Genomic DNA, 19498 nt, shown 5'->3' on the forward strand with positions numbered 1-19498 from the left:
TCCAAGAAGTAACCAAAGTCATGCTCAATTTTGACGTAATATGCGTATGCGTCAGTCACTTACCCTACCCCTGTAAACAAATTTTGCAAAACTGCGCTTGCAAACAGTTAGAGTGCTATTTGATATCTCAACAGTATTAAATAGACACTCAACTGAACTAGTCTATTTTTCGGCATCATCTTATTCCAACCCAATCCCGGGTGAAGAGTCTTGCGATTTTCGTGTATTTTTTTTCTGCAATTCCTTGACCTTAAGCCATAACTGCCCTGAAACAATTATTTTCCCCAAAGCCTTAACTAATGCCTCTTGATCCCAGCAATCAGTTCTCTCTCCAAGGAACTCAATAGTAAAGGGGTATCCGTCAGGATCTTGCTCCCAACGTGCTATTGAGGCATTCAAGCCGCTTTTAAGAAGGACATTTAATGTACCGGAACGGCCTTTATTTTCAAGAGCTAGTTCTCCACCTTGATCCATCATGGTGTAACTCCTGGCTAATTCCATAAGAGGGCTAATTTTATTTTCATGCCTTACGATAGTGAAAAGACCATTCGTCTCTGCTGATAGCTCACTATTTAGTGAAGCAAAAACACTCTCGACACTTTGACGGTTTGCCTCAACTTGGCTTGCATGATCCATGCCTGTTTTTATAAGTTCTTTAAAATGAAACATTTAGACCCCTCTCTTAGAAATACATCCAATCACTGGCATGTGGTCGATGAAATTCTTATTATCCATTATGGCAGCACGGAGTTTGTCGGTCAAAACAACTCCGGTTTCTGACTCCTTGAGATACCACGGCCCTGTATGTAAAAAATGTCCAGAAAAGATAATTTGGTCGAACGTTGACCAATTGTTGCGGTTGCCTGCTTTACTGTAACAAGTTCCTAAATCATGTTGATCTTCATCAAATGTAAAAGGTGTTCTTGCTGATAGGGCTTTCCAAAAAGGATTGTATAACCAGTATGTGGGATCCGAAAGCACCAAAGCCCGATCGTTTGTTGCATGGATATTTTTAAATAAACTTTGGGAGTAAGGCTCATCATTATAATCTCCCATCAATATCACTTGCCTTCCATTATTAATGTAATTTTCAATATTTAACCGCAATCCTTTCGAACATTCCTCCCTAAAATCGTCAGCTATTTTCCTAAGCCGGCTAGGCCAATGTGATATAAAAATATTGATAACGTTAGATAAATCTTCATTAATAACTAGCAATAACTGTTGCGCTACCTTTACACTGGAAGTTCCTAGCCTTGCAGTATGAGCCACACCTTTTTCGACAAATACTTTTTGTGGATCAAAAAAGTACCCGATGTCAAACTCTGCACCATTATCTGTTTTGTCAGGCATAAATTCAGCTGCTAAGCATAAGCCCATAGAGTCAAGGGATTTTTTTATACATGAAAATGATTCATTATTCACTTCGCACAAAGCTAAAAGAGATATTTTATTTGTTTTAAAAAGGGCTGAAATGATTTCCACAGCCTCAGAAACATCATCAATCGCGCACTTATTTTTTACACCTGGAGGTGAAATTGCACAATTCCAAAATGCAAAATGAAATTCCAAGAAATCCTCCAACAAAATATAAAGTGTATGTAATATCAATAGTTATAAAACGGAAAAAAACATTCTAAATTAATGTATTCTCCGAAAGTAATATGTTCCTTGACGTTCACAGTGGCATTCGCTAATTGTTACATTACATAGCTCTAAAATTAGATTGAAGAGTATAACGTCTTTTCTCAGCATGCAAGTGAACTATCTCCGTGAAAAAGTCATAACTATCTCCACTGACTTCGGATAGTGGCGCTCATGTCACACCATCCCGTTCGACTTGTTGCGGTTGTACTTCGCCTGAAGCAGTTGGATAGGCGTCGGACCGTGCTGGGCCGCCGGTGCTGCTATTGCCCTGCGTACCGGCGGCACAGGCTTACCCTCGGTGACGCGCTTCTCCCACATGTCCAGCAGATCACCTGCGTCGCGCGCCAGCTCACCATGAGTTAACTGGCGCTCTGTGCTGCGGTGGCGCAGTTCAACGCAGATGTGGTACATGACCGGCTGCGACCAGGGGAATTGCTCACTGGAAGTGAACTCGAACGAACGGTTACGCCAGTCCCAGTATTCGGCGATCACCTGGTCAACGGTGACGCCCAGCACCCCGCCACTCTGTTTGCACCATGCGACGAACTGACCCGGCGATGGCAGGAATGGGCGTTCCTGGCGGCGGGCAATTCGCATACCGGCATCGACCTGAGCCATTGAGTGGATCCCGTTCTCCTGAAACGCCAGCAGCCACTGACGGCGGAATTCGTTCAGGTCGTCCTGGGTGCGGAAGTTCGCCATGCTGGCCGGGAACGCGGCACGCAGTTGGTTGAACAGCCCGTTGAATACCTGAGCCACCTGCTCGACCGGCGCACGCTCCTGGTACTGCTCTGGCAGGTTATGGGCCATGCGGCTCATCTGCTCGCGGTCGTGGTTACGCATCTGCTCTGCAAGAGATTTCATCGGATCACCCCATAAGCCCAGTCAGTGTTGTTGAAGTCCAGATCCGGCTTGGCGGCACGCTGTTCACTTCCGGCGTTGCGCTGCATTGTCAGCTTGTCCCACTGCTTACGCAGGCTTTCCGGGCTCAGGATGTTGGTCTGCCAGAAGTGGTGTTTGCTTGCCCAGTCATACAGCGCGCAGATGTCCTGGTGCGACCGGTTGTCTATCTGGCGCATCAGGCGAACGGTGTTAGACCAGGAGGTCATGTCCGGGGCTTTGCAGGTTGGGTTAATCAGCTTCACCCTGGAGGAAATCCACTTAGCTGTCTCGAGGTCTTCAGCAGAGCCCCACTTCGCACCGGATGGTGTGTAGACCGCAGCTTCAGGATGAGTTGACAAAAATTTCTTCAGACGTGCGTCAGAGGATTCGTCAGAATTCTCGGACGAAGATCTTTTAATACTGTTCTTGTTCTTGTATTGGGTGTCTACCGTTTTCGGGAAGGTTATTCCTGATTTCGGGAAGGATTTTCCCGTTTTCGGGAATTTTCTTCCCGTTTCCGGTTTGTCTAAAATCCAGGCTGAAAGGTCAGTGTTTACACCGACGATTTTCATCATGCCCTGCTTCTGTGAAAAGATGATTTTGCGTTCTGCGAGAGACTTAAGCGCGTCCGATACATGGGTATCGCTCAGGCCCGTAAGCTCGGCAATAACCGTATTTGTCACTCGGTCCTGTTTCTTGTTCCAGCCGTAGGTAAGCCAGATCACCGCCTCAAAACATTGCCATTCCCGGCCTGACAGTCTCAGGCGAGGCTTAAGCTGTTGGATCTCGTTAGCGACCTTGGTATACCCGTTCGACAGGTCGGCCATACGACCTCCCGGTTGTTCGGTTTTGTTTGGGAAATTGATAATTTCAGCGGTGTTTGACATACTTACTCCTGCAAAGAGTCCAAACGATTTGCACCAGAAAGTCGGTTCTGTTCGCGCAGACCGGCTTTCGCCATTTCTGTAGTTCTCACATAACCCCCAGCATTGAAGTGACCATGGCCATCAGCGGCGCGGTCAGGTCCGGGTCGACACGGAACATCTCTACAATCCCCTCACTGAGTTCCTTGAGCTTCTGGTGACGCGGGGCGTTCATCGCAACGGCCACTTTCGCCTCGCTCGTTTCCTTCTCAAGTCGAGCTAAGCGGGACATGAAACTGTCCTCGGGAAGAAGTCGATGGCGATACTCCAGAGGCAGGACGGCCATGATTGCTGGCGTCAGCTGGCGCACGTTCTCGCGGTACTGCTCAGAGTCGAAGCGGTTATCCAGAAAGCGAAATAGCTTCTGCCGCGCCCGGCTGATGTCTTCCGGAAAGCTTATGGCGGTCCCGCCCTGCTCCCGGTATTCGTTGATGATCAGCGCTGACACCACGTCCTGATTGTCCAGCGCCGACGACCATGCGCGGACCGCATCGCGGATCTTTTCGTGGTCTGGCGCCGCCTTAGGTTGAGCGCGGTTTATCATCGCTCCCGGGTGTATTCCGGTATTGTGTTGATACGCAAGTGAATGCATTGCTTTCCCTTTCGTGGTTAGGGCCGCCGTTAAGCGGCTTTTGGTTTACTGATTTCAAGGATCTGGTTCTCTGTATACTGACCACCAGATGCAGCTGCGATTTTGGAGGCATAGCCTGTTTCGCCGGTGTAATCGGTGCGTGGCAGGCAACCGCTATTAATCCATTTGTAAATCGCGCGTGGCGTTCGCCCGCAAGCCTTCGCCACCACCGGTACACGGATTTGCTTGATGATGTCGCCAAGGTTTTTAGGTTGCATTTGTTAACCCTCAAATTGAACTGTAAGTACATATTATGTCGGAACTGATAGTTCACGCAAGTGATATTATGATTGAACCTATGGTTCAAGAAGAGAAAGCGCGTATAGAGTTTTCCCAACGGCTAGCGCTGGCCTGTGATAAAGCTGGTTTACCTGCTCATGGACGTCAGGCTGAAATTTCAAAGCGAATGAAGCTAACTCCAAAGGCAGTAAGCAAGTGGTTCAATGGGGAATCTATTCCAAGACGAGGGAAGCTGCAGGAGCTGGCGGCTATAATTGGCACATCCTCGTCTTACCTGTTAGGCGACAGTGCAGCAGATGGCATATCTGAAGGGCATATGGTGATGAGGGACGATTCTTTCCGTGTAGACGTTTTTGACATTCAGGCTAGTGCTGGGCAGGGAGTTCTCGTGCGAGATGAATTCATTGAAACCATCAGATCCATTGAGTATTCAACCGAAGAGGCTCGATCCGTCTTTGGCGGTCGCCCAGCTGACCACATAAAAATGATTGCCGTTAATGGCGATTCGATGTCTGGCACGTTCGAGCCGCGAGACCAGATATTCGTTGACGTCAGCATCGACTGCTTTGACGGTGACGGCATATACATCTTCGTTCTGGACAATGATCTCTATATAAAGCGCCTTCAAAAGCAGCACAAAAAATTAGCCGTGATTTCAGACAATAAAAAATATGAAACCTGGTACATCGAAGATGGTGAATTTTCTTCTCTCCGCATCTGTGCGAAGGTGCTGGTAAGCCAGTCAAGGGCATACAGATTTCATAGCTGAGGAAGATAAGCATGGAAGCAAATAAGGTTACAGATCTGAGTGATGGCAGCGTCTTGTACGAGCTTGGCGATCACCTTATCACATGCAAATTAAGCCACGATAAACGCTGGCAACTTGGGGCTTTTAAACGTGATGAGAGTAACCTCAGAGATGACACGCTGGCGGTTATGAAGAATGAAAAATTCATGTTTATGGTTAAGCTTGGCGGGAAGCTCTCTCCCAAACCTCAATGCATAGCTGTTAACGGACGCTTCTTATTTTCTGTCCATACTGGCAAAGACAACAACATGGCAGCAGCCATAGTCATGGATAACGCCGGAAAGGAGCTATTCAAGATAGAAACTTCCACTCACCTCATTAGTTCAGCCATATCTGAATTTGGCCGCTACATAGCTCTATCGTTTGCTGGCAGCAAAAACAAAGATGATTTTTACGCGAACCGGATTGAGGTAATAAACATCGATACTGGAGAGGTGCTGATGTCTGTGATCAAAACTGATTTCCTTCGATACGCTGAACTTTCAGTTGTTGAGCCAGACGGCGGTCTTTTCGCAACTTTCAATGGTCGCACAAGACTTGTTGATGTGACGAACCTCTAATAAATCTAACCACCTCCAATACTACCCACCTCTATTATTAAAAAACTCAGAAATATTTCTCCTTAAAGTTCATAAAGATAATCTCATATGAACTTTCCATTCACATAAAATGTACTTTTGGTACTTTTCATAAATGAACTATTAGTACATTATCAACCCATCGAAACGAAACATCGACAGCTGAGCGAAGTTAGCCAGCGGCGGACAGCAAGTCGCCTGCTTTTTAACAACATGCAGATTTACAGCGTCAATGATCTGTTAAGACCCCTACACGTAAACGTGCTGTATCACCGGGTGCGATCCGGTCGGTGAGAGAGTATCCCCGCGCGAGAGCGAGAACGGCGTGAGAACGGGCAACACTGGCAGGAAGTTGGCGCTGACCAATACAGGGAATTTTTTGGGGTGTGGTGAAGGCTGCTATTAGCACGCGGCAAACGCTCTACCTGTGCGACAGGCACTACACCACCAAAGCATTTCTCCCGCATCAGCGGGCAAATCATATGATGTGAAGTATGAAAGAGACAATAGCAATTATTGGTGCTGATGCTCTGTTTACGAAGCGTCCTGACATGTCAGAGGTTGGCGACATCATCAGTTATCTGATGACACGCGATTCATATGCACGCCCAGAGGACGCAGATGGTGACCCGGTTAAGCGGTACGCCATCGTTTGCAAAATCACGGTTGAAGAAATTGATTAAGGCTGCCAGTGGCGGCCTTTTTTACGCCCGTCAGCGGGTAACTACAGAGGGTAAGGCGATGGAGTTTAAGAAAGGAGATGTTGTTACGTGGTCAAGCCAGGCCGCGGGCAGCTGGAAGACGAAAACTGGAGTGATTACGGAAGTGTGGGAATACAAAAAACAAACGCGTTACACCGTAAAAGTTGATCCGAAGGAAGGGTCGACGGCGAAACCGAAGTTTTACTACCCACGCACATCAGCACTACAGAAGATGTCATGACCCGCTCCGGCGGGTTTTTTATCGGCCATACCTCAGCTCATTCCAACGAGTGAGCTTGAGTTATGACAACCGGCGGCCATCCACCGCCAATTAGCGCAGAAGTCTTGTATTAACCGTTCCGTTCGCCGCGATAAGGCCAAGAGGATTTATGAGCAACAAAACAGGCGGTCCAGCGTTTCCACAATCAGGCGTATGCACTCCTGAAATTAACTCATGGGATAGCGAAGATTTTGGAGGTCGAGGCTTAACCTTGCGCGACTACTTCGCGGCCAAGGCTATGCAGGGTCGATTAGCGAATCCTGACTGGTTGTGTAGCGATGACCGCACAGCAACCGAAGCGTACCAGATAGCTGACGCAATGCTTCGCGCCCGGGGGGCATCATGACAGTCACCCACAACGGCAAGCAGTACACCGCCAAAAAGCTCAACGATAACGAGTGGCAACTGACGTCGCTATCGGCACCGCGGGAAAAACTGGTGCTGAACCGCTGGCAGATGCATATCGCTGGCCTCCTGGAACAGGTTGAGGTGAAGGTATGATCAATCACTACGGCACCACCCCGCTCATACGCCAGTGCGTCACGCCCGGCATGATGGCAATGCATGAAGGCCGCACCTATCGCGTCTCAGCAGTCATTCAGGAGCGTAAATGGGTCTACCTGCACACTGATGCAGAAATCATACGCCTCAGTGACTGCGTGATTGACGTTCTTCTGGACGGTCACGGCAACCCTATCCAGCACTAATCACCCTATTCAACCGATCGGCCTGGCTCAATGCGGGCGGGATCTGCACATCCAAATTTCAGGAGTTCAGCCATGAACGCGTATCTCACTTACGACCGCATCGAAGAACGGCGCTGGGTTGAGCAACAGCTCGACGACGAGAAGGAGAAGTGGATCGACGACCGGGCGCAGCAAATTATCGACATGATGCCAAAAGAGCCGTCCGGCCTCTTCCACTTCTCAGTCCCGATTGACTTCAGCCCATACGAAGGACTTCGCAGCGATAAAGCTGGTGAGGCCTACAACGATTTCATTTCGGCAGTTGCTTACGCCCAGGCGGAATACGACTGGGAACACCGTACCGGCTGCCCGTTTTAATTTTTGAGGGGATTAACGATGGCAAACGAATTAACAATCACGGCGAGTGCGCTGGCGGAAAAAGGTATCGACGTCGCTACCTGGAGCGCGCTGAAGAACAGTATCTACCCTGGCGCCAAAGACGAATCGGTAATGATGGCGCTCGATTACTGCCGTGCCCGCCAGTTGGATCCGTTGCTGAAGCCTGTTCACCTCGTGCCGATGAGCGTCAAAGACTCAAGAACGGGTAAAAGCGAATGGCGCGACGTGGTCATGCCAGGAATCGGGCTTTACCGCATTCAGGCAGACCGTTCTGGCGATTATGCCGGGGCCCGGGAGCCTGAGTTCGGACCCGATGTAACTCAGACTCTTACTGGTGTCGAGGTGACCTTCCCTCAGTGGTGCAAATACACCGTCTACAAGCGCATGCCCAGCGGCGAGATCGTCGAGTTCAGCGCCAAAGAATACTGGATTGAAAACTACGCCACCGGCGGCCGCGACACCACGGCGCCGAATGCGATGTGGAAAAAGCGCCCGTATGGACAGCTGGCGAAATGCGCAGAAGCCCAGGCGTTGCGTAAGGCCTGGCCTGAGATTGGACAGCAGCCTACCGCAGAAGAAATGGAAGGCAAATCACTGGACGTAGATATCCGTGACGTCACGCCGCGCAGCACCACAGAAGCGCTTCCACCAGCAGCAAGCGAAGAAACGCTTCAGGCGATAACCGATCTCTTGACGACCCTGGATAAAGACTGGGAGAAAGACTTCCTTCCACTGTGCAGCGACATCTTCAAACGGCAAATTCTTGAGGCGTCAGAGCTCACTGAAGAAGAGGCACAGAAAGGGTTTGGCTTCCTTCAGAAAAGAGCTAAGGCGGCAGCATGACACCAGAAATTATCCTGGCCCGGACCGGCATTGACGTAACCACTATCCAGCAGGGCGATGAGGCGTGGCACCGGCTGCGCCTCGGCGTCATAACCGCCTCTGAAGTGCATAACGTCATTTCCAAGCCGCGCTCTGGCACCAAATGGACGGGCATGAAGATGTCCTACTTCCACACCCTACTCGCCGAGGTATGCACCGGCGTGGCGCCAGAGGTTAACGCCAAGGCGCTGGCCTGGGGGAAGCAGTATGAAGAAGACGCCCGCACCCTCTTCGAGTTCACCACCGACGTGAAAGTCACGGAGTCTCCGATCTTGTTCCGTGACGAGAGCATGCGCACCGCGTGCTCCCCTGACGGCCTTTGCAGTAACGATTTCGGCCTCGAATTGAAATGCCCGTTCACCTCCCGCGATTTCATGAAATTCCGCCTTGGCGGTTTCGAAGCCATCAAGTCTGCCTACATGACCCAGGTGCAGTACAGCATGTGGGTTACCGGGAAAGACGCCTGGTTCTTTGCCAATTACGACCCACGAATGAAGCGAGAAGGCATTCACCATGTCGTCGTTGAACGGGATCCGCAGTACATGACCGACTTCAACGAAATGGTGCCGGAGTTTATCGAGAAGATGGACGAGGCACTGGCGGTAATAGGCTTCGCGTTCGGGGAGCAGTGGAAATGAAACGCACTCCCTTCTACCGCAGGCCCGGGCGAACCGGGCAATTCTCTGGACTACGTGAGCGTGTTATCTGGATGATTCAGACGCGGGGCCGTCCGGTAACGTCGCCGACTGATTGCTCAGGGCCTGTACATCGACGAAATGGAGTCAGTGCTATGAAAGCGTGGTCTCTCGAAGAGCTGGAGCTGCTGTGGCGACACTCAAACGCTGAAGTCGCTGAGATTACCGGCCGCTGCATTGAAGAGGTCGGAGATAAGCGGCTGCAAACCAATATTGAGCGTAATGGCTGGGATGTAAACGATCCGGAGCGGGAGGAATCATGACCGATTACACCGGCAGCAACACGCCAGCGGATCAGCGAGACCTCTGGCGCACTCCACCAGCCCTTTTCGCTTCCCTTGATGCTGAGTTCTGTTTCCAGTTGGATGCCGCCGCAGCGCCGCATAACGCGCTGAGCAGGAAGTTCATCACCGCCGAGCAGAACACGCTGGAAACGCCATGGGCTGATTACCTGAATGTTACCGGCTACGTCTGGCTGAACCCACCATACAGCGACATCACACCGTTCGTTAAAAAGGCCGCCGCCGAGAGCGCCAATCAGATTGGGACGGTCATGCTGGTTCCGGCAGACACTTCGGTTGGCTGGTTCAAAGAAGCGATCCAGACCGCCAGCGAGGTTCGCTTCATCACCGCGGGGCGGCTGGCATTTATCAACCCGGTCACCGGTAAGCCGGTATCGGGAAATAACAAAGGGTCGATGCTCATCATCTGGCGACCGTATCCGCGTACACACTGCCACTTCGCAACTGTAGACCGGGACGAGCTTATGGCTTTCGGGGCGAAACTTCTCTCCCGCCGGGAGGCCGCATGACACCAGAAACAGACAACGCCATCCGCGCGGCCTGCCGACGCTGCACAGAAGAAATCCAGCAGGCCATGCGCAAGAAGCCAAAGCCTAACTGGAACGAAACAGTGCCTCCCATCATCAACAAGCATCACAAGAAAATTGAAGCTCTGGGAGTTAGCCTCCTGGAGTTCGTCGTATACACAGGGCGGCTTAATCGCCGCTTCGGAGTTGAATCGTGACCAAATCACTACGCATTGAATTAGGCGACAAATATGTCGTCACCGGCTCGGCACATGACCTGATCTTGAATGAGAAGAAGATTGCCAAGGAAGGTAAATCAGCCGGGCAGGAAGTGCTTTCGCGGCTGGGTTATTTCAGCAAGTTCGAGCATCTGGTGCGGGAATTAATGCACAAGGAAATTCTGGATTCTGAAGCGCAGACGCTGACAGAACTGCGTGACCACATTCAGCAACTCAGCGAAAGGCTGGGTAAGGCGGTAGGATTATGAGCAAGTACCCAAGGGTGGGTGGCGTGTCAGCCAAAAGCAAAAACACCTCTGCTAAATGCAAATGCGGTGCAGTGGCGAAGTATAAAACTACCGTGGAGGTGAATGTTTTCCGTGGCGATGACGAAGTTGTTTGGTCTTATAACGAGCACAAGAAGAACTGTGCATTTCTGGTCGGTTGGGATGGTGGTGCAGCATGAAAGCACTAATTACCCGGGAGCTTAAGGCTCCCTTTTTATTGCTGGCGTTCACCTTCAACCGAATTAACCGACAGTTCCGGGAGCATTGACCATGGACATCATCGACACAGCAGCAGAGATTGAAGAGCTTCAGCGTAACGCTGCCCTTTCCGCTCACCGCATCGACCGTAACGCCGTATCAGCTGAACGTTGTGAAGAATGCGACGAACCAATTCCCGAACCGCGGCGCGCTGCCGTACCCGGCTGCCAGACGTGCGCGGACTGCCAGGGTGTTATCGAATTGAGGAAGAAGCAGCGAGGTGCGTGATGTTTGCACTCATTCAATGAGGTCAGATTTACGCTGACCAGCACGGTTGGCCCGTCATCATCCACAGTTGCACACCACAGATAGTCCGATACTGGCGACAGGGCCGGATCAACACCGCTTCAATCGACCGTTTTAACAATGATTTTGAGCATCTCGATCACCGTGAGTCGGCACAGATACGCGCCGAACTGGAGACGAGCGAGCATATTAAATTGCTGCGCGCCCAGCGTGCTGCGTGAACATCGACATAGGCCCATCAGGGCTTTTTTTACGCCCGGAGATTAACGAATGCGAGTAGATAATGAAGTTCTGAACGTACTGAGCGCGGCAGAGTGTAATGGCCCGCAACTCTTCCTTACCGGTCAGCTTGATCGCAACCTCTACACCAGAACAAACAAAGTGCTGGAGGCGGCTGGAGGAAAATGGAACCGCAAAGCCAAAGCGCACATTTTTGATACCGATGCCTCAGATCGCATCGAGCAAATTATTCTCACCGGTGACGTCGTTGTACCAAAGGATGATTTTGAGTTCTTCCCGACCCCGCCAGCTGTAGCCGAACGAGTAATAGAATTGGCAGATATTCAAAACGGCATGCGGGTTCTTGAGCCAAGTGCTGGTAAGGGAGCCTTAGCGCTGGCCGCTCAACAATCAGCTTTGGACGTTAAAGTCGATATGTTCGAACTGATGCCAGAAAATAATGCTCACCTTCACAGTATGAATATCAAAAACGCGAAAATTGGTGACCCCATAGACTTCCTTTCTGTTGAGCCCATGGCATCTTTCGATCGCATTGTTATGAATCCTCCTTTCGGACGACAGGCGGACATCAAGCACGTTTCTCATGCACTGAAATTCCTTAAGCCGGGCGGCCTGCTGGTATCGGTAATGGCTTCATCTGTGACGTTTCGCAGCAACAAGCTGACAACCGATTTCCGCCAGCTCATCGTGGATCGCGGCGGCCACATCGAAGAACTGCCTGAAGGTGCATTTAAATCATCTGGAACAATGGTGAATACCGTCATCGTGGTCATTCCAGGCTGACGCAACTGATAGCCAGTTATGAGCTGGCTATTGGGTGCGAAAGCGCCACCTCGTGATCCCTTTTGCCCGGCCCCGCGCCGAGCTTCTTTTTACCTGATTTCGATTAATCAACACGTCAACGCGGCCTCGCATATAATGCCAGGTGGCTAAGGAGTTCTCATGGCTAAGCTTCTCAATTTGCAGGAATGGGCTGCTGAGGTCTACACGACTCCGCCCTCCCTTTCTACTCTGCGTAGATGGACGCGGGAGGGGCGAATTTATCCCGCGCCTGAGCTGCACGGAAAGGAATATAAAGTTCAGCCTGACGCTATCTACGTGGATCCGCGCAAGAAGAATCTGCGCGCTAAACCGAAACACACCAAACTGCCGTCCGGCGGCACCTTACTGGAGAGACTGACTCATGGCGAAAAGGCCAGTACGTTACGACGCTAACCTGCCCCGTAACCTGACCTATCGTAAAAGAGACAGACTTTACAGCTGGCGCAATCCGGTGACCGGGCAGGAGATTTCTCTTGGCCGGATTGATCGCAAGGATGCTGTAGCCCAGGCCATTGAGGCCAACAACTACATCGACCAGAATTATCTTCCCTCTTCTCTCCTGGATCGCATAAAAGACGTGCCCACTTTCACAGTGGCTGCATGGCTTGAGCGTTACGAGGTAATTCTCGAGCGGCGCGAGCTGAAACCAAACACGATGAAGGTCAGGCGAAACCAGATCGCCACCATTAAGGAAGAGTTCGGCAAAATTCCCCTCGCTTCTGTCACGACAAAGGACATCGCCTCATTCCTTGAAGCGTACATTCTCTGTGATAAAAAGAGCATGGCTTCCGGGCTCAGGTCTGTGCTGATGGACATCTTCAGGGAGGCTATCGTAGAAGGACATGTCGACAGGAACCCGGCCGAGCCGACGCGAACGCCGACACCGAAAGTTAAGCGAGAACGCTTGCTGCTCGAACAATTTACCGTCATCCGCCAGGCTGCGTTAACTCATTCTGAATGGGCGCCAAACGCATGCGATCTGGCATTGGTCACCGGCCAGCGGCGGGAGGATATCTCACTGTTCAGGTTCAGTGATATTAAAGATGGTAGGCTTTTCGTTACGCAGGAGAAAACAGGTCACAAACTGGCACTTCCCCTTGATTTGAGGCTGGACGTCGCCGGGCTTGTGTTGCAGGATGTCATTGATCGATGCCGGGTGAACAACCCTTCCGACTTCATGCTCTACTCGCCGGTTCGCCGCGGGGGAAGAAAGCCGGGCCCGCTAACTCCTGACGGTCTCACCCAGGCGTTCGCGGAGATAAGGGATTCGACCGGGTTAAAATTCGGACCTAACCCACCGCCTTTCCATGAGATCAGAAGCCTTGCGAGCAGGCTATATGAAAAGGAGCGTGGGGAGGAATTTGCTCAGCGCTTACTCGGCCACAAAAATTTAACAATGACCAAAAAATACCTGGACGCACGTGGTGCAGAGTATGTTATGGTTTAGACAGGATATGGAATATTCGAGTAATTTTCGGGGGATTTCGTGTTAATACCGAAAAAAACCTTGAAAAACAAATAGATAAAAAGAGACCGAATACGATTCCTGTATTCGGTCCAGGGAAATGGCTCTTGGGAGAGAGCCGTGCGCTAAAAGTTGGCATTAATGCAGGCTCAATCGCCTTGCCCTTTAAGAATAGATGACGACGTCAGGTTTTCCAGTCCACAGTAAAAGTGGTCTGAAAAAAAGCGTCAGAACATCACTAAATGTGAAAAACCGCAGAGCTTTTACAAGCACCTGCGGTTTTTTTTTACTGGAAACCTGACGGCTAGCAGAGCTTTTCAGCGCGCTCAATAAACGGTGCCAGACTCTTCTTCTGCCCGGGGTTTGCCGGGTCATCTACCTGGATCACGCTGACAGGCTGTCCGTTACTTTTCCCGCTGGCAACCTGCTGCTCCGCCACGTCATTTAACGGATACTGCACGAGCGTACTGGGATTGATGACATACAGCGCGTTACCGGGACGGCAGGTAAGCATGACTTCTTCACGATTAAATGCCCAGTTGTCCTTACCCACTTCAAACCGGCTGACAGTGATGACCTGCGGCGCGGCTAACGCACTGCTGGCACAGGTGAGAAGTAAAAGAGAAAGCAGTGTCTTTTTCATATGTTATTTAACCTTGTCAGAAGGGTTCCCAGGTCGCGAACAGGCTGACGGCGGCCAGTACCAGCGCGCCCAGCACCACCTCTGCCTGTGTCATCCTGATAAAAATCTGTTGTTCCCGCCCGGCCTCCGGGCGAAAGCGTGGCACAAGAAAATACCGATTCGCCAGCGCAATTGCCACCATCATCATGACCAGCGCACATTTGAACAACAACAGCTGGACATAAGGCGCCTGCCACGGCACGTTTATGCCAACAATAAAGAGCGTATTGATTATCCCGGTCAGCAGCACGCCTGCCACGGCGTAATGCCCCACGCGGGAGAAGCGCATCATGGTAAAGATAGCGGCTGGCTGCCAGCGGCCTTTCGCCAGACGCATACAAAACAGCAGCGGCAGTAAACCACCCACCCAGGTCGCGGCGCAGAGCAGGTGAAGCGCATGGTTGAGACGATGCAACGCTCCCGGTGCGCCACCGTTCATCGCGGCATGTCCCACGCCCGCCAGCAGCACCAGCTGCCCCATCGCGAGCAGTAACAGCCGTGAGCCTTTTTGCGGGGTAAGCCATGCAGCGCCCGCCGTCACAGCGGCCAGCACCATTTGCCACAACCAGACGCCGCCAAATTGCGTTCCCAGCACGCTGCGCCAGACCGCCGGACGAATGACATCGCCCCAGCCGTTGCCCATCAACCCACTTTGCAGGCCAAACATCAGCAGAGCCGCTATCAGGCTGATTAAGGCCGCGAGTTTCTGCTGCCGCTGGAAACGCCGGGTCATGAGGCGCTGCAACGAAGACGGCGCAAACCAGACGCTGTAAAGCGCGTTGCCGAAAAGCAGCATCAGCGCAGCAAAATGGATAAAGCGTAACGCGACGTAGCTCAGGGTCAGCATGCTATTTCACGCTAAAGTGATAGCTGCCTTTGGTTTTGTGGCCATCCACGGAGACCACATGCCAGTCCACCGTGTAGGTGCCGGACGTCAACGGTTTCTCAAGAGGAACAATCAGCTTTGCGTTATCCTTCTCGTCACGCTTCAACGCGCCGGTCTGGATCTTGTGCTGCTGTGCGTCCGTCACCACCACGCCGCTGAAGGCAGGCTCAATGCCTTCCGAGAAGTTCAGGGTAATGACCTCTGGTGCCACCGCAACGGTATTTTCCTGCGGGGATTGCTGCTTAAGATGCGCATGGGCCAGAACTGAGGGCGTGATGGCTGAAGAGAGCAGAAATGCCAGCGCGCACGCGACACGGGAAGGGGTAAAATGCATCACAATCATTCCTTTTCGTTATGCCTGAATGCTAAAGAATAACTCTGTATAATTAACGAGTCGAGGAACATCCTTTGCTCCCTTGTCATCGTTGAACAATCGCGGTAACGTTGCCGCCGCAGAAAAAGGAGAAGGAAATGAACGTTAATCTGGCCGCCCTTCCTCAGGACGAGATGGACAAAGTGAATGTCGATCTCGCCGCCGCGGGGGTCGCATTCAAAGAGCGTTACAACATGCCCGTCGTGGCTGAAGTGGTAGAGCGTGAACAACCCGCGCATCTGCGCGACTGGTTTCGCGAACGTCTCATTGCGCATCGCCTCGCCTCCGTCAATCTCTCGCGCCTGCCGTACGAACCTAAAGTTAAATAAGCTTAACGTCTCGTTACACTTCCTTACGCGTTATGTGGCAGGATAAGAAAACCCTGATAAATTTAGGTGTAATCTTAAAATCCCAGCGACTTAGTGTATAAGGAAGTCACGATGTCACGATGGAATATTGCCGCGGCTCAGTATGCCCCGCGGCACAACTGTGTTGATGAGCACGTAAAACATCACCTGCACTTTATTGCCGAGGCTGCCTGGCATGGGTGCGATTTGATCGTCTTTCCGGAGCTTTCGCTTACCGGTCCAGGCGGAACATCCTTACCCCCACCCCCTGACGATTTGCAGCTTGCCCCCCTCCTTCACGCCGCCCAGTCACGTTTCATCACGGTGATTGCTGGTATTACGCTCCAGCAACACGGCCAGCCCCAGAAAGGACTCGCGCTTTTCACCCCTAACCTGTCGACCATTCGGCGTTATCCGCAGGGCAACGGTGCGGGTGTTATTCCTGGCGATAAACGGTTAACCATCGTGGATAACCAGGCTGACGCCCCGGAACTGGACCCGGAGGCAACGCTGTTCACCAGCAGCCTGGCCGTGGGCGAGCATCGCTGGCGGCAATCCATCGGTTCGTTACAACGCTTCGCGCACAAGTACGCCATCGCGGTATTAATGGCGAACGCGCGCGGCGGTAGCGCGTTATGGGATGAAAAAGGTCAGCTGATCGTACGTGCCGATAAGGGAGAACTGCTGCTAACCGGTTCTTTAGGCCAACAGGGTTGGCAAGGCGATATCATTCCATTAGGCTAGGCATTTTTGGATCAGGAGCGATCAATGCTGCGCGTTATCGATACCGAAACCTGTGATTTGCAGGGTGGAATTGTGGAAGTCGCTTCTGTCGACGTGATTGACGGAAAGATAGTCAACCCCATGAGCCATCTGGTGCGCCCGGATCGTCCCATCAGTGCGCAGGCGATGGCGATACATCGTATTACGGAATCGATGGTGGCGGATAAGCCGTGGATTGAAGAGATCATCCCTCTTTACCACGGTAGCCAGTGGTATGTGGCCCATAACGCCAGCTTTGACCGCCGCGTGCTGCCGGAGATGCCCGGCGAATGGATTTGCACTATGAAGCTGGCACGCCGTCTGTGGCCGGGGATCAAATACAGCAATATGGCGCTGTATAAGTCGCGTAAACTCAGCGTGCGGACGCCGGAAGGGCTGCATCATCACCGCGCTCTTTACGACTGCTACATCACCGCAGCGCTCCTGATTGATATCATGAATACTTCCGGCTGGACGCCAGACGATATGGCGACCATTACCGGGCGCCCCGCGCTACTGACCACCTTTACGTTCGGAAAATATCGCGGGAAGCCAGTATCGGAAGTGGCGGACAAAGATCCGGGCTATCTGCGCTGGCTGTACAACAACCTCGACAGAATGAGCCCGGAACTGCGCCTGACGCTGAAGCATTATTTAGGCGAAGCCTGAGTCCCCGCCCGGCCTGGCAGCGTATCCTGCGCCAGGCCAATCAAAAAGGCGTACTCCAGCGCCACCCCTTCATAGGATTTAAATCGCCCTGATTTCCCTCCGTGCCCCGAGTCCATATCGGTACACAGCAGCAGCAAATTATCGTCAGTTTTCAGCTCACGCAACTTCGCCACCCATTTCGCGGGCTCCCAGTACTGTACCTGGGAATCGTGCAGGCCGGTGGTCACCAGCATATGCGGATAGGCTTTCGCCTCGACGTTATCGTACGGGCTGTACTCTTTCATGTAGCGATAATAGGTTTCATCCTGCGGGTTCCCCCACTCCTCAAACTCCCCGGTGGTCAGCGGAATGGACTCATCCAGCATGGTCGTCACCACGTCCACAAACGGCACCTGGGCGATAACGCCTTTAAACAGTTCAGGCCGCTGGTTGATCACGGCGCCCATAAGCATGCCCCCGGCGCTGCCCCCCATGCCAAAGCAGAGCTGCGGATCGCCATAACCCTGCGCGATCAGCGCATCGCAAACATCAAGGTAGTCATTAAAGGTATTTTTCTTTTTGAGAAATTTTCCGTCTTCATACCAGTGCTGACCCAGCTCGCCGCCGCCGCGAATATGGGCAATCGCATAAACAAAACCGCGGTCGAGCAGGCTCAGCCTGCTGCTGCTGAAATCGGCGTCCATGCTGGATCCATAGGAGCCATAGCCATAGACGAGGATGGGTTTTTTACCTTTGTTGAAGTGCGCCTTGTGATAGACGAGCGACACTGGGACTTCAACGCCGTCGCGTGCGGTCACCCACAGGCGCTCACTGCGATAATTTTCCGACTCAAAACCCCGGACCTCAGCCTGTTTAATCACCTGACGCTGCCCGGTGTCCATATCCAGTTCAAACAACGTATCCGGGGTGGTCATCGACGAATAGCCGTACCGCAGGCGGGACGATTCCGGTTCCGGGTTAAAGCCGATCCACGTTACGTAAGCCGGGTCATCGAACGCAATGCCCACCACTTCGCGGGTTTTGCGGTTGATTTGGCGGATACTGGTCAGTCCGCGCTGACGCTCTTCCACCACCAGCCAGTCGGTAAACAGGGTGAACCCCTCCAGCATCACCTGATCGCGCGCGGGAATTAACACTTCCCATTTGCGTTCATCGCGCACTTTGGTTTTATAAAGGCCAAAGTTTTTGCCCTCGCGGTTCGAACGCAGGTAAAAGCTGTGCTGGAAGTGATCCAGGCTGTACTCATGATCTTTACGGCGCGGCAGGAAGCACAGAGGCTGCGCATCCGGCAGCTCTGCATCCAGCAGCAGCACTTCTGAGGTGGTGGCGCTGGAGAGGAAAATGATCACGTAGTGGCGAGACGACGTTTTGTGCAGGCTGACATAGAACGTCTCGTCTTTTTCCTCATACACCAGTTCATCGTCGGCGGAATCGGTCCCCACCGTATGACGCCAGACCTGATAAGGCAGCAGCGTTGAGACATGCTTTTTAACGTAGTAGACCGTTTCTGAATCGTTACCCCAGACGAAATCGGGGGAGACATTATCCAGCATTTCGGGATACCAGTTTCCCGTTTCAAGATTGCGGAAACGCAAACCGTACTGGCGGCGGGAAAGGTAATCCTCAGCCAGCGCCATAATGGCGTTATCGGGGGAAATGGACATGCCGCCCAGCGTATAAAACTCACTGTGGGCAGCACGTTTGTTGGCATCCAGCAGGATCTCCCATTCATCCCACTCGGCGCTCAGCACAGACTGGCGCTGGTAGATGGGATATTCGTTTCCCGGCTCATAAATATGGCGATAGCGATAACCGTTCTTGCACCACGGGGCAGAGACATCACGCTGGGGGATACGCTGCACCATTTCCTTCAGAAGTTGATCCTGAAGCGCCTGCTGGCTGGCCATGACCTGGCGGCCATAGTCGTTTTCCTCGTGCAGATAGTCCAGCACCTCTGGCCGGGAACGAGAATCGTCCCGCAGCCAGTAGTAGTTATCTATACGCGTATCGCCATGCGTGGTGATCGCATAAGGAGTACGTCGGGCTTTTGGAGGCATGGCATTCTTACTTTTTCGTTTTACAT

General features: G+C 52.1%; 31 protein-coding genes and 1 pseudogene. 22 read left to right on the forward strand and 10 right to left on the reverse strand.

The window, feature by feature from the left end:
* Positions 1 to 180 precede the first annotated feature (180 nt).
* The 6 genes from O1721_RS17370 to O1721_RS17395 all read right to left on the reverse strand — a co-directional run bounded on the left by O1721_RS17370 (position 181) and on the right by O1721_RS17395 (position 4301).
* The gene (locus O1721_RS17370; protein WP_032648657.1) at positions 181 to 669 is read right to left on the reverse strand and encodes a hypothetical protein; all 489 of its coding nucleotides are present in this window, start codon (positions 667 to 669) and stop codon (positions 181 to 183) included.
* Entirely contained in the window at positions 670 to 1572 is a 903-nt protein-coding gene (locus tag O1721_RS17375) for an endonuclease/exonuclease/phosphatase family protein (RefSeq protein WP_123912596.1), read from the reverse strand.
* A 249-nt stretch (positions 1573 to 1821) separates the two neighbouring features.
* A complete protein-coding gene (locus O1721_RS17380; RefSeq protein ID WP_032648661.1) occupies positions 1822 to 2511 on the reverse strand; it encodes a replication protein P in 690 nt (229 codons plus the stop codon).
* Positions 2508 to 3416: a replication protein gene (locus tag O1721_RS17385; protein ID WP_032648664.1), complete on the reverse strand. Its 909-nt coding sequence runs from the start codon at positions 3414 to 3416 to the stop codon at positions 2508 to 2510. Before O1721_RS17385 ends, O1721_RS17380 begins: the two co-directional genes overlap by 4 nt.
* A gap of 85 nt (positions 3417 to 3501) precedes the next feature.
* Positions 3502 to 4044: a toxin YdaT domain-containing protein gene (locus O1721_RS17390; RefSeq protein WP_032648667.1), complete on the reverse strand. Its 543-nt coding sequence runs from the start codon at positions 4042 to 4044 to the stop codon at positions 3502 to 3504.
* Positions 4045 to 4073: 29 nt separating this feature from the next.
* A complete protein-coding gene (locus O1721_RS17395) occupies positions 4074 to 4301 on the reverse strand; it encodes a hypothetical protein (RefSeq protein WP_032648669.1) in 228 nt (75 codons plus the stop codon).
* A 68-nt stretch (positions 4302 to 4369) separates the two neighbouring features.
* Here O1721_RS17395 and O1721_RS17400 point away from each other — a divergent pair, with 68 nt between their 5' ends.
* The 19 genes and pseudogenes from O1721_RS17400 to O1721_RS17490 all read left to right on the forward strand — a co-directional run bounded on the left by O1721_RS17400 (position 4370) and on the right by O1721_RS17490 (position 13678).
* Positions 4370 to 5092 (forward strand): LexA family transcriptional regulator, encoded by a 723-nt coding sequence (locus tag O1721_RS17400; RefSeq protein WP_223825946.1) that lies wholly within the window; start codon positions 4370 to 4372, stop codon positions 5090 to 5092.
* An 11-nt stretch (positions 5093 to 5103) separates the two neighbouring features.
* Positions 5104 to 5691: a hypothetical protein gene (locus O1721_RS17405; protein WP_032668793.1), complete on the forward strand. Its 588-nt coding sequence runs from the start codon at positions 5104 to 5106 to the stop codon at positions 5689 to 5691.
* 512 nt (positions 5692 to 6203) lie between these two features.
* A complete protein-coding gene (locus tag O1721_RS17410; RefSeq protein ID WP_048983716.1) occupies positions 6204 to 6392 on the forward strand; it encodes a hypothetical protein in 189 nt (62 codons plus the stop codon).
* 640 nt (positions 6393 to 7032) lie between these two features.
* Positions 7033 to 7191, forward strand: coding sequence for a hypothetical protein (locus tag O1721_RS17415; protein ID WP_017693159.1), 159 nt, complete (start codon positions 7033 to 7035; stop codon positions 7189 to 7191).
* Positions 7188 to 7397 (forward strand): cell division protein FtsZ, encoded by a 210-nt coding sequence (locus tag O1721_RS17420; protein WP_006809788.1) that lies wholly within the window; start codon positions 7188 to 7190, stop codon positions 7395 to 7397. The genes O1721_RS17415 and O1721_RS17420 overlap by 4 nt, the downstream gene beginning before the upstream one ends.
* Before the next feature lie 72 nt (positions 7398 to 7469).
* Positions 7470 to 7754, forward strand: a complete 285-nt coding sequence (gene gamL, locus O1721_RS17425) for a host nuclease inhibitor GamL (protein ID WP_032647507.1) — start codon at positions 7470 to 7472, stop codon at positions 7752 to 7754.
* A gap of 18 nt (positions 7755 to 7772) precedes the next feature.
* Positions 7773 to 8618: a phage recombination protein Bet gene (gene bet, locus O1721_RS17430; protein WP_032648679.1), complete on the forward strand. Its 846-nt coding sequence runs from the start codon at positions 7773 to 7775 to the stop codon at positions 8616 to 8618.
* Entirely contained in the window at positions 8615 to 9295 is a 681-nt protein-coding gene (locus tag O1721_RS17435) for a lambda exonuclease family protein (protein ID WP_032648682.1), read from the forward strand. The genes bet and O1721_RS17435 overlap by 4 nt, the downstream gene beginning before the upstream one ends.
* A pseudogene (locus O1721_RS17440) lies at positions 9292 to 9396 on the forward strand (regulator); the annotation flags it as partial. The gene O1721_RS17435 and the pseudogene O1721_RS17440, both read left to right, overlap by 4 nt.
* A 51-nt stretch (positions 9397 to 9447) precedes the next feature.
* Complete coding sequence (locus O1721_RS17445; protein WP_162875207.1) at positions 9448 to 9615, forward strand: hypothetical protein; 168 nt, start codon at positions 9448 to 9450, stop codon at positions 9613 to 9615.
* Positions 9612 to 10163, forward strand: coding sequence for a phage N-6-adenine-methyltransferase (locus O1721_RS17450; RefSeq protein ID WP_032647502.1), 552 nt, complete (start codon positions 9612 to 9614; stop codon positions 10161 to 10163). The genes O1721_RS17445 and O1721_RS17450 overlap by 4 nt, the downstream gene beginning before the upstream one ends.
* Positions 10160 to 10378: a hypothetical protein gene (locus tag O1721_RS17455; RefSeq protein WP_006176198.1), complete on the forward strand. Its 219-nt coding sequence runs from the start codon at positions 10160 to 10162 to the stop codon at positions 10376 to 10378. Before O1721_RS17450 ends, O1721_RS17455 begins: the two co-directional genes overlap by 4 nt.
* A complete protein-coding gene (locus O1721_RS17460; protein WP_032647500.1) occupies positions 10372 to 10647 on the forward strand; it encodes a DUF5405 family protein in 276 nt (91 codons plus the stop codon). Before O1721_RS17455 ends, O1721_RS17460 begins: the two co-directional genes overlap by 7 nt.
* Positions 10644 to 10844, forward strand: a complete 201-nt coding sequence (locus O1721_RS17465; RefSeq protein ID WP_032647498.1) for a hypothetical protein — start codon at positions 10644 to 10646, stop codon at positions 10842 to 10844. The genes O1721_RS17460 and O1721_RS17465 overlap by 4 nt, the downstream gene beginning before the upstream one ends.
* A 91-nt stretch (positions 10845 to 10935) precedes the next feature.
* Positions 10936 to 11151, forward strand: a complete 216-nt coding sequence (locus tag O1721_RS17470) for a TraR/DksA family transcriptional regulator (RefSeq protein WP_032648685.1) — start codon at positions 10936 to 10938, stop codon at positions 11149 to 11151.
* Between the two features lie 26 nt (positions 11152 to 11177).
* On the forward strand, positions 11178 to 11390 hold the full coding sequence (locus O1721_RS17475; RefSeq protein ID WP_223259311.1) for a DUF4222 domain-containing protein: 213 nt from the start codon (positions 11178 to 11180) through the stop codon (positions 11388 to 11390).
* Positions 11391 to 11439: 49 nt separating this feature from the next.
* A complete protein-coding gene (locus O1721_RS17480; RefSeq protein WP_032648687.1) occupies positions 11440 to 12192 on the forward strand; it encodes a methyltransferase in 753 nt (250 codons plus the stop codon).
* A 159-nt stretch (positions 12193 to 12351) separates the two neighbouring features.
* On the forward strand, positions 12352 to 12624 hold the full coding sequence (locus O1721_RS17485) for an excisionase (RefSeq protein WP_023300430.1): 273 nt from the start codon (positions 12352 to 12354) through the stop codon (positions 12622 to 12624).
* Positions 12593 to 13678, forward strand: a complete 1086-nt coding sequence (locus O1721_RS17490) for a tyrosine-type recombinase/integrase (protein WP_023300431.1) — start codon at positions 12593 to 12595, stop codon at positions 13676 to 13678. Before O1721_RS17485 ends, O1721_RS17490 begins: the two co-directional genes overlap by 32 nt.
* A gap of 322 nt (positions 13679 to 14000) precedes the next feature.
* Here the strand turns inward: O1721_RS17490 and O1721_RS17495 are convergent, their stop codons facing one another.
* From O1721_RS17495 to yobA, 3 genes are read right to left on the reverse strand one after another with little or no spacing between them, the layout of a single operon-like run.
* Positions 14001 to 14339, reverse strand: coding sequence for a YebY family protein (locus tag O1721_RS17495; protein WP_003859787.1), 339 nt, complete (start codon positions 14337 to 14339; stop codon positions 14001 to 14003).
* A 16-nt stretch (positions 14340 to 14355) separates the two neighbouring features.
* Entirely contained in the window at positions 14356 to 15225 is an 870-nt protein-coding gene (gene copD, locus O1721_RS17500; protein ID WP_017693249.1) for a copper homeostasis membrane protein CopD, read from the reverse strand.
* 1 nt (position 15226) lies between these two features.
* Complete coding sequence (gene yobA, locus O1721_RS17505; RefSeq protein ID WP_032648690.1) at positions 15227 to 15598, reverse strand: CopC domain-containing protein YobA; 372 nt, start codon at positions 15596 to 15598, stop codon at positions 15227 to 15229.
* Between the two features lie 137 nt (positions 15599 to 15735).
* Here yobA and O1721_RS17510 point away from each other — a divergent pair, with 137 nt between their 5' ends.
* The 3 genes from O1721_RS17510 to exoX all read left to right on the forward strand — a co-directional run bounded on the left by O1721_RS17510 (position 15736) and on the right by exoX (position 17415).
* The gene (locus O1721_RS17510) at positions 15736 to 15966 is read left to right on the forward strand and encodes a DNA polymerase III subunit theta (protein WP_003859784.1); all 231 of its coding nucleotides are present in this window, start codon (positions 15736 to 15738) and stop codon (positions 15964 to 15966) included.
* 111 nt (positions 15967 to 16077) lie between these two features.
* Entirely contained in the window at positions 16078 to 16728 is a 651-nt protein-coding gene (locus O1721_RS17515; protein WP_015570289.1) for a carbon-nitrogen hydrolase family protein, read from the forward strand.
* A 24-nt stretch (positions 16729 to 16752) separates the two neighbouring features.
* The gene (exoX, locus tag O1721_RS17520) at positions 16753 to 17415 is read left to right on the forward strand and encodes an exodeoxyribonuclease X (RefSeq protein ID WP_015570288.1); all 663 of its coding nucleotides are present in this window, start codon (positions 16753 to 16755) and stop codon (positions 17413 to 17415) included.
* Here the strand turns inward: exoX and ptrB are convergent.
* Positions 17397 to 19472, reverse strand: a complete 2076-nt coding sequence (gene ptrB, locus O1721_RS17525; RefSeq protein WP_032648692.1) for an oligopeptidase B — start codon at positions 19470 to 19472, stop codon at positions 17397 to 17399. The genes exoX and ptrB overlap by 19 nt on opposite strands.
* Between the last annotated feature and the right edge of the window lie 26 nt (positions 19473 to 19498).

The sequence above is a fragment of the Enterobacter cloacae complex sp. HYC033_NIDB genome (assembly GCF_056673335.1).

Excerpts from the sequence above, each read along its gene's own strand:
- O1721_RS17370 (WP_032648657.1), bottom strand. The coding sequence starts at position 669 with ATGTTTCATTTTAAAGAACTTATAAAAACAGGCATGGATCATGCAAGC.
- O1721_RS17380 (WP_032648661.1), bottom strand. The coding sequence starts at position 2,511 with ATGAAATCTCTTGCAGAGCAGATGCGTAACCACGACCGCGAGCAGATG.
- O1721_RS17385 (WP_032648664.1), bottom strand. The coding sequence starts at position 3,416 with ATGTCAAACACCGCTGAAATTATCAATTTCCCAAACAAAACCGAACAA.
- O1721_RS17390 (WP_032648667.1), bottom strand. The coding sequence starts at position 4,044 with ATGCATTCACTTGCGTATCAACACAATACCGGAATACACCCGGGAGCG.
- O1721_RS17395 (WP_032648669.1), bottom strand. The coding sequence starts at position 4,301 with ATGCAACCTAAAAACCTTGGCGACATCATCAAGCAAATCCGTGTACCG.
- O1721_RS17400 (WP_223825946.1), top strand. The coding sequence starts at position 4,370 with ATGATTGAACCTATGGTTCAAGAAGAGAAAGCGCGTATAGAGTTTTCC.
- O1721_RS17405 (WP_032668793.1), top strand. The coding sequence starts at position 5,104 with ATGGAAGCAAATAAGGTTACAGATCTGAGTGATGGCAGCGTCTTGTAC.
- O1721_RS17410 (WP_048983716.1), top strand. The coding sequence starts at position 6,204 with ATGAAAGAGACAATAGCAATTATTGGTGCTGATGCTCTGTTTACGAAG.
- O1721_RS17415 (WP_017693159.1), top strand. The coding sequence starts at position 7,033 with ATGACAGTCACCCACAACGGCAAGCAGTACACCGCCAAAAAGCTCAAC.
- O1721_RS17420 (WP_006809788.1), top strand. The coding sequence starts at position 7,188 with ATGATCAATCACTACGGCACCACCCCGCTCATACGCCAGTGCGTCACG.
- gamL (WP_032647507.1), top strand. The coding sequence starts at position 7,470 with ATGAACGCGTATCTCACTTACGACCGCATCGAAGAACGGCGCTGGGTT.
- bet (WP_032648679.1), top strand. The coding sequence starts at position 7,773 with ATGGCAAACGAATTAACAATCACGGCGAGTGCGCTGGCGGAAAAAGGT.
- O1721_RS17435 (WP_032648682.1), top strand. The coding sequence starts at position 8,615 with ATGACACCAGAAATTATCCTGGCCCGGACCGGCATTGACGTAACCACT.
- O1721_RS17445 (WP_162875207.1), top strand. The coding sequence starts at position 9,448 with ATGAAAGCGTGGTCTCTCGAAGAGCTGGAGCTGCTGTGGCGACACTCA.
- O1721_RS17450 (WP_032647502.1), top strand. The coding sequence starts at position 9,612 with ATGACCGATTACACCGGCAGCAACACGCCAGCGGATCAGCGAGACCTC.
- O1721_RS17455 (WP_006176198.1), top strand. The coding sequence starts at position 10,160 with ATGACACCAGAAACAGACAACGCCATCCGCGCGGCCTGCCGACGCTGC.
- O1721_RS17465 (WP_032647498.1), top strand. The coding sequence starts at position 10,644 with ATGAGCAAGTACCCAAGGGTGGGTGGCGTGTCAGCCAAAAGCAAAAAC.
- O1721_RS17470 (WP_032648685.1), top strand. The coding sequence starts at position 10,936 with ATGGACATCATCGACACAGCAGCAGAGATTGAAGAGCTTCAGCGTAAC.
- O1721_RS17480 (WP_032648687.1), top strand. The coding sequence starts at position 11,440 with ATGCGAGTAGATAATGAAGTTCTGAACGTACTGAGCGCGGCAGAGTGT.
- O1721_RS17485 (WP_023300430.1), top strand. The coding sequence starts at position 12,352 with ATGGCTAAGCTTCTCAATTTGCAGGAATGGGCTGCTGAGGTCTACACG.
- O1721_RS17490 (WP_023300431.1), top strand. The coding sequence starts at position 12,593 with ATGGCGAAAAGGCCAGTACGTTACGACGCTAACCTGCCCCGTAACCTG.
- O1721_RS17495 (WP_003859787.1), bottom strand. The coding sequence starts at position 14,339 with ATGAAAAAGACACTGCTTTCTCTTTTACTTCTCACCTGTGCCAGCAGT.
- copD (WP_017693249.1), bottom strand. The coding sequence starts at position 15,225 with ATGCTGACCCTGAGCTACGTCGCGTTACGCTTTATCCATTTTGCTGCG.
- yobA (WP_032648690.1), bottom strand. The coding sequence starts at position 15,598 with ATGCATTTTACCCCTTCCCGTGTCGCGTGCGCGCTGGCATTTCTGCTC.
- O1721_RS17510 (WP_003859784.1), top strand. The coding sequence starts at position 15,736 with ATGAACGTTAATCTGGCCGCCCTTCCTCAGGACGAGATGGACAAAGTG.
- O1721_RS17515 (WP_015570289.1), top strand. The coding sequence starts at position 16,078 with ATGTCACGATGGAATATTGCCGCGGCTCAGTATGCCCCGCGGCACAAC.
- exoX (WP_015570288.1), top strand. The coding sequence starts at position 16,753 with ATGCTGCGCGTTATCGATACCGAAACCTGTGATTTGCAGGGTGGAATT.
- ptrB (WP_032648692.1), bottom strand. The coding sequence starts at position 19,472 with ATGCCTCCAAAAGCCCGACGTACTCCTTATGCGATCACCACGCATGGC.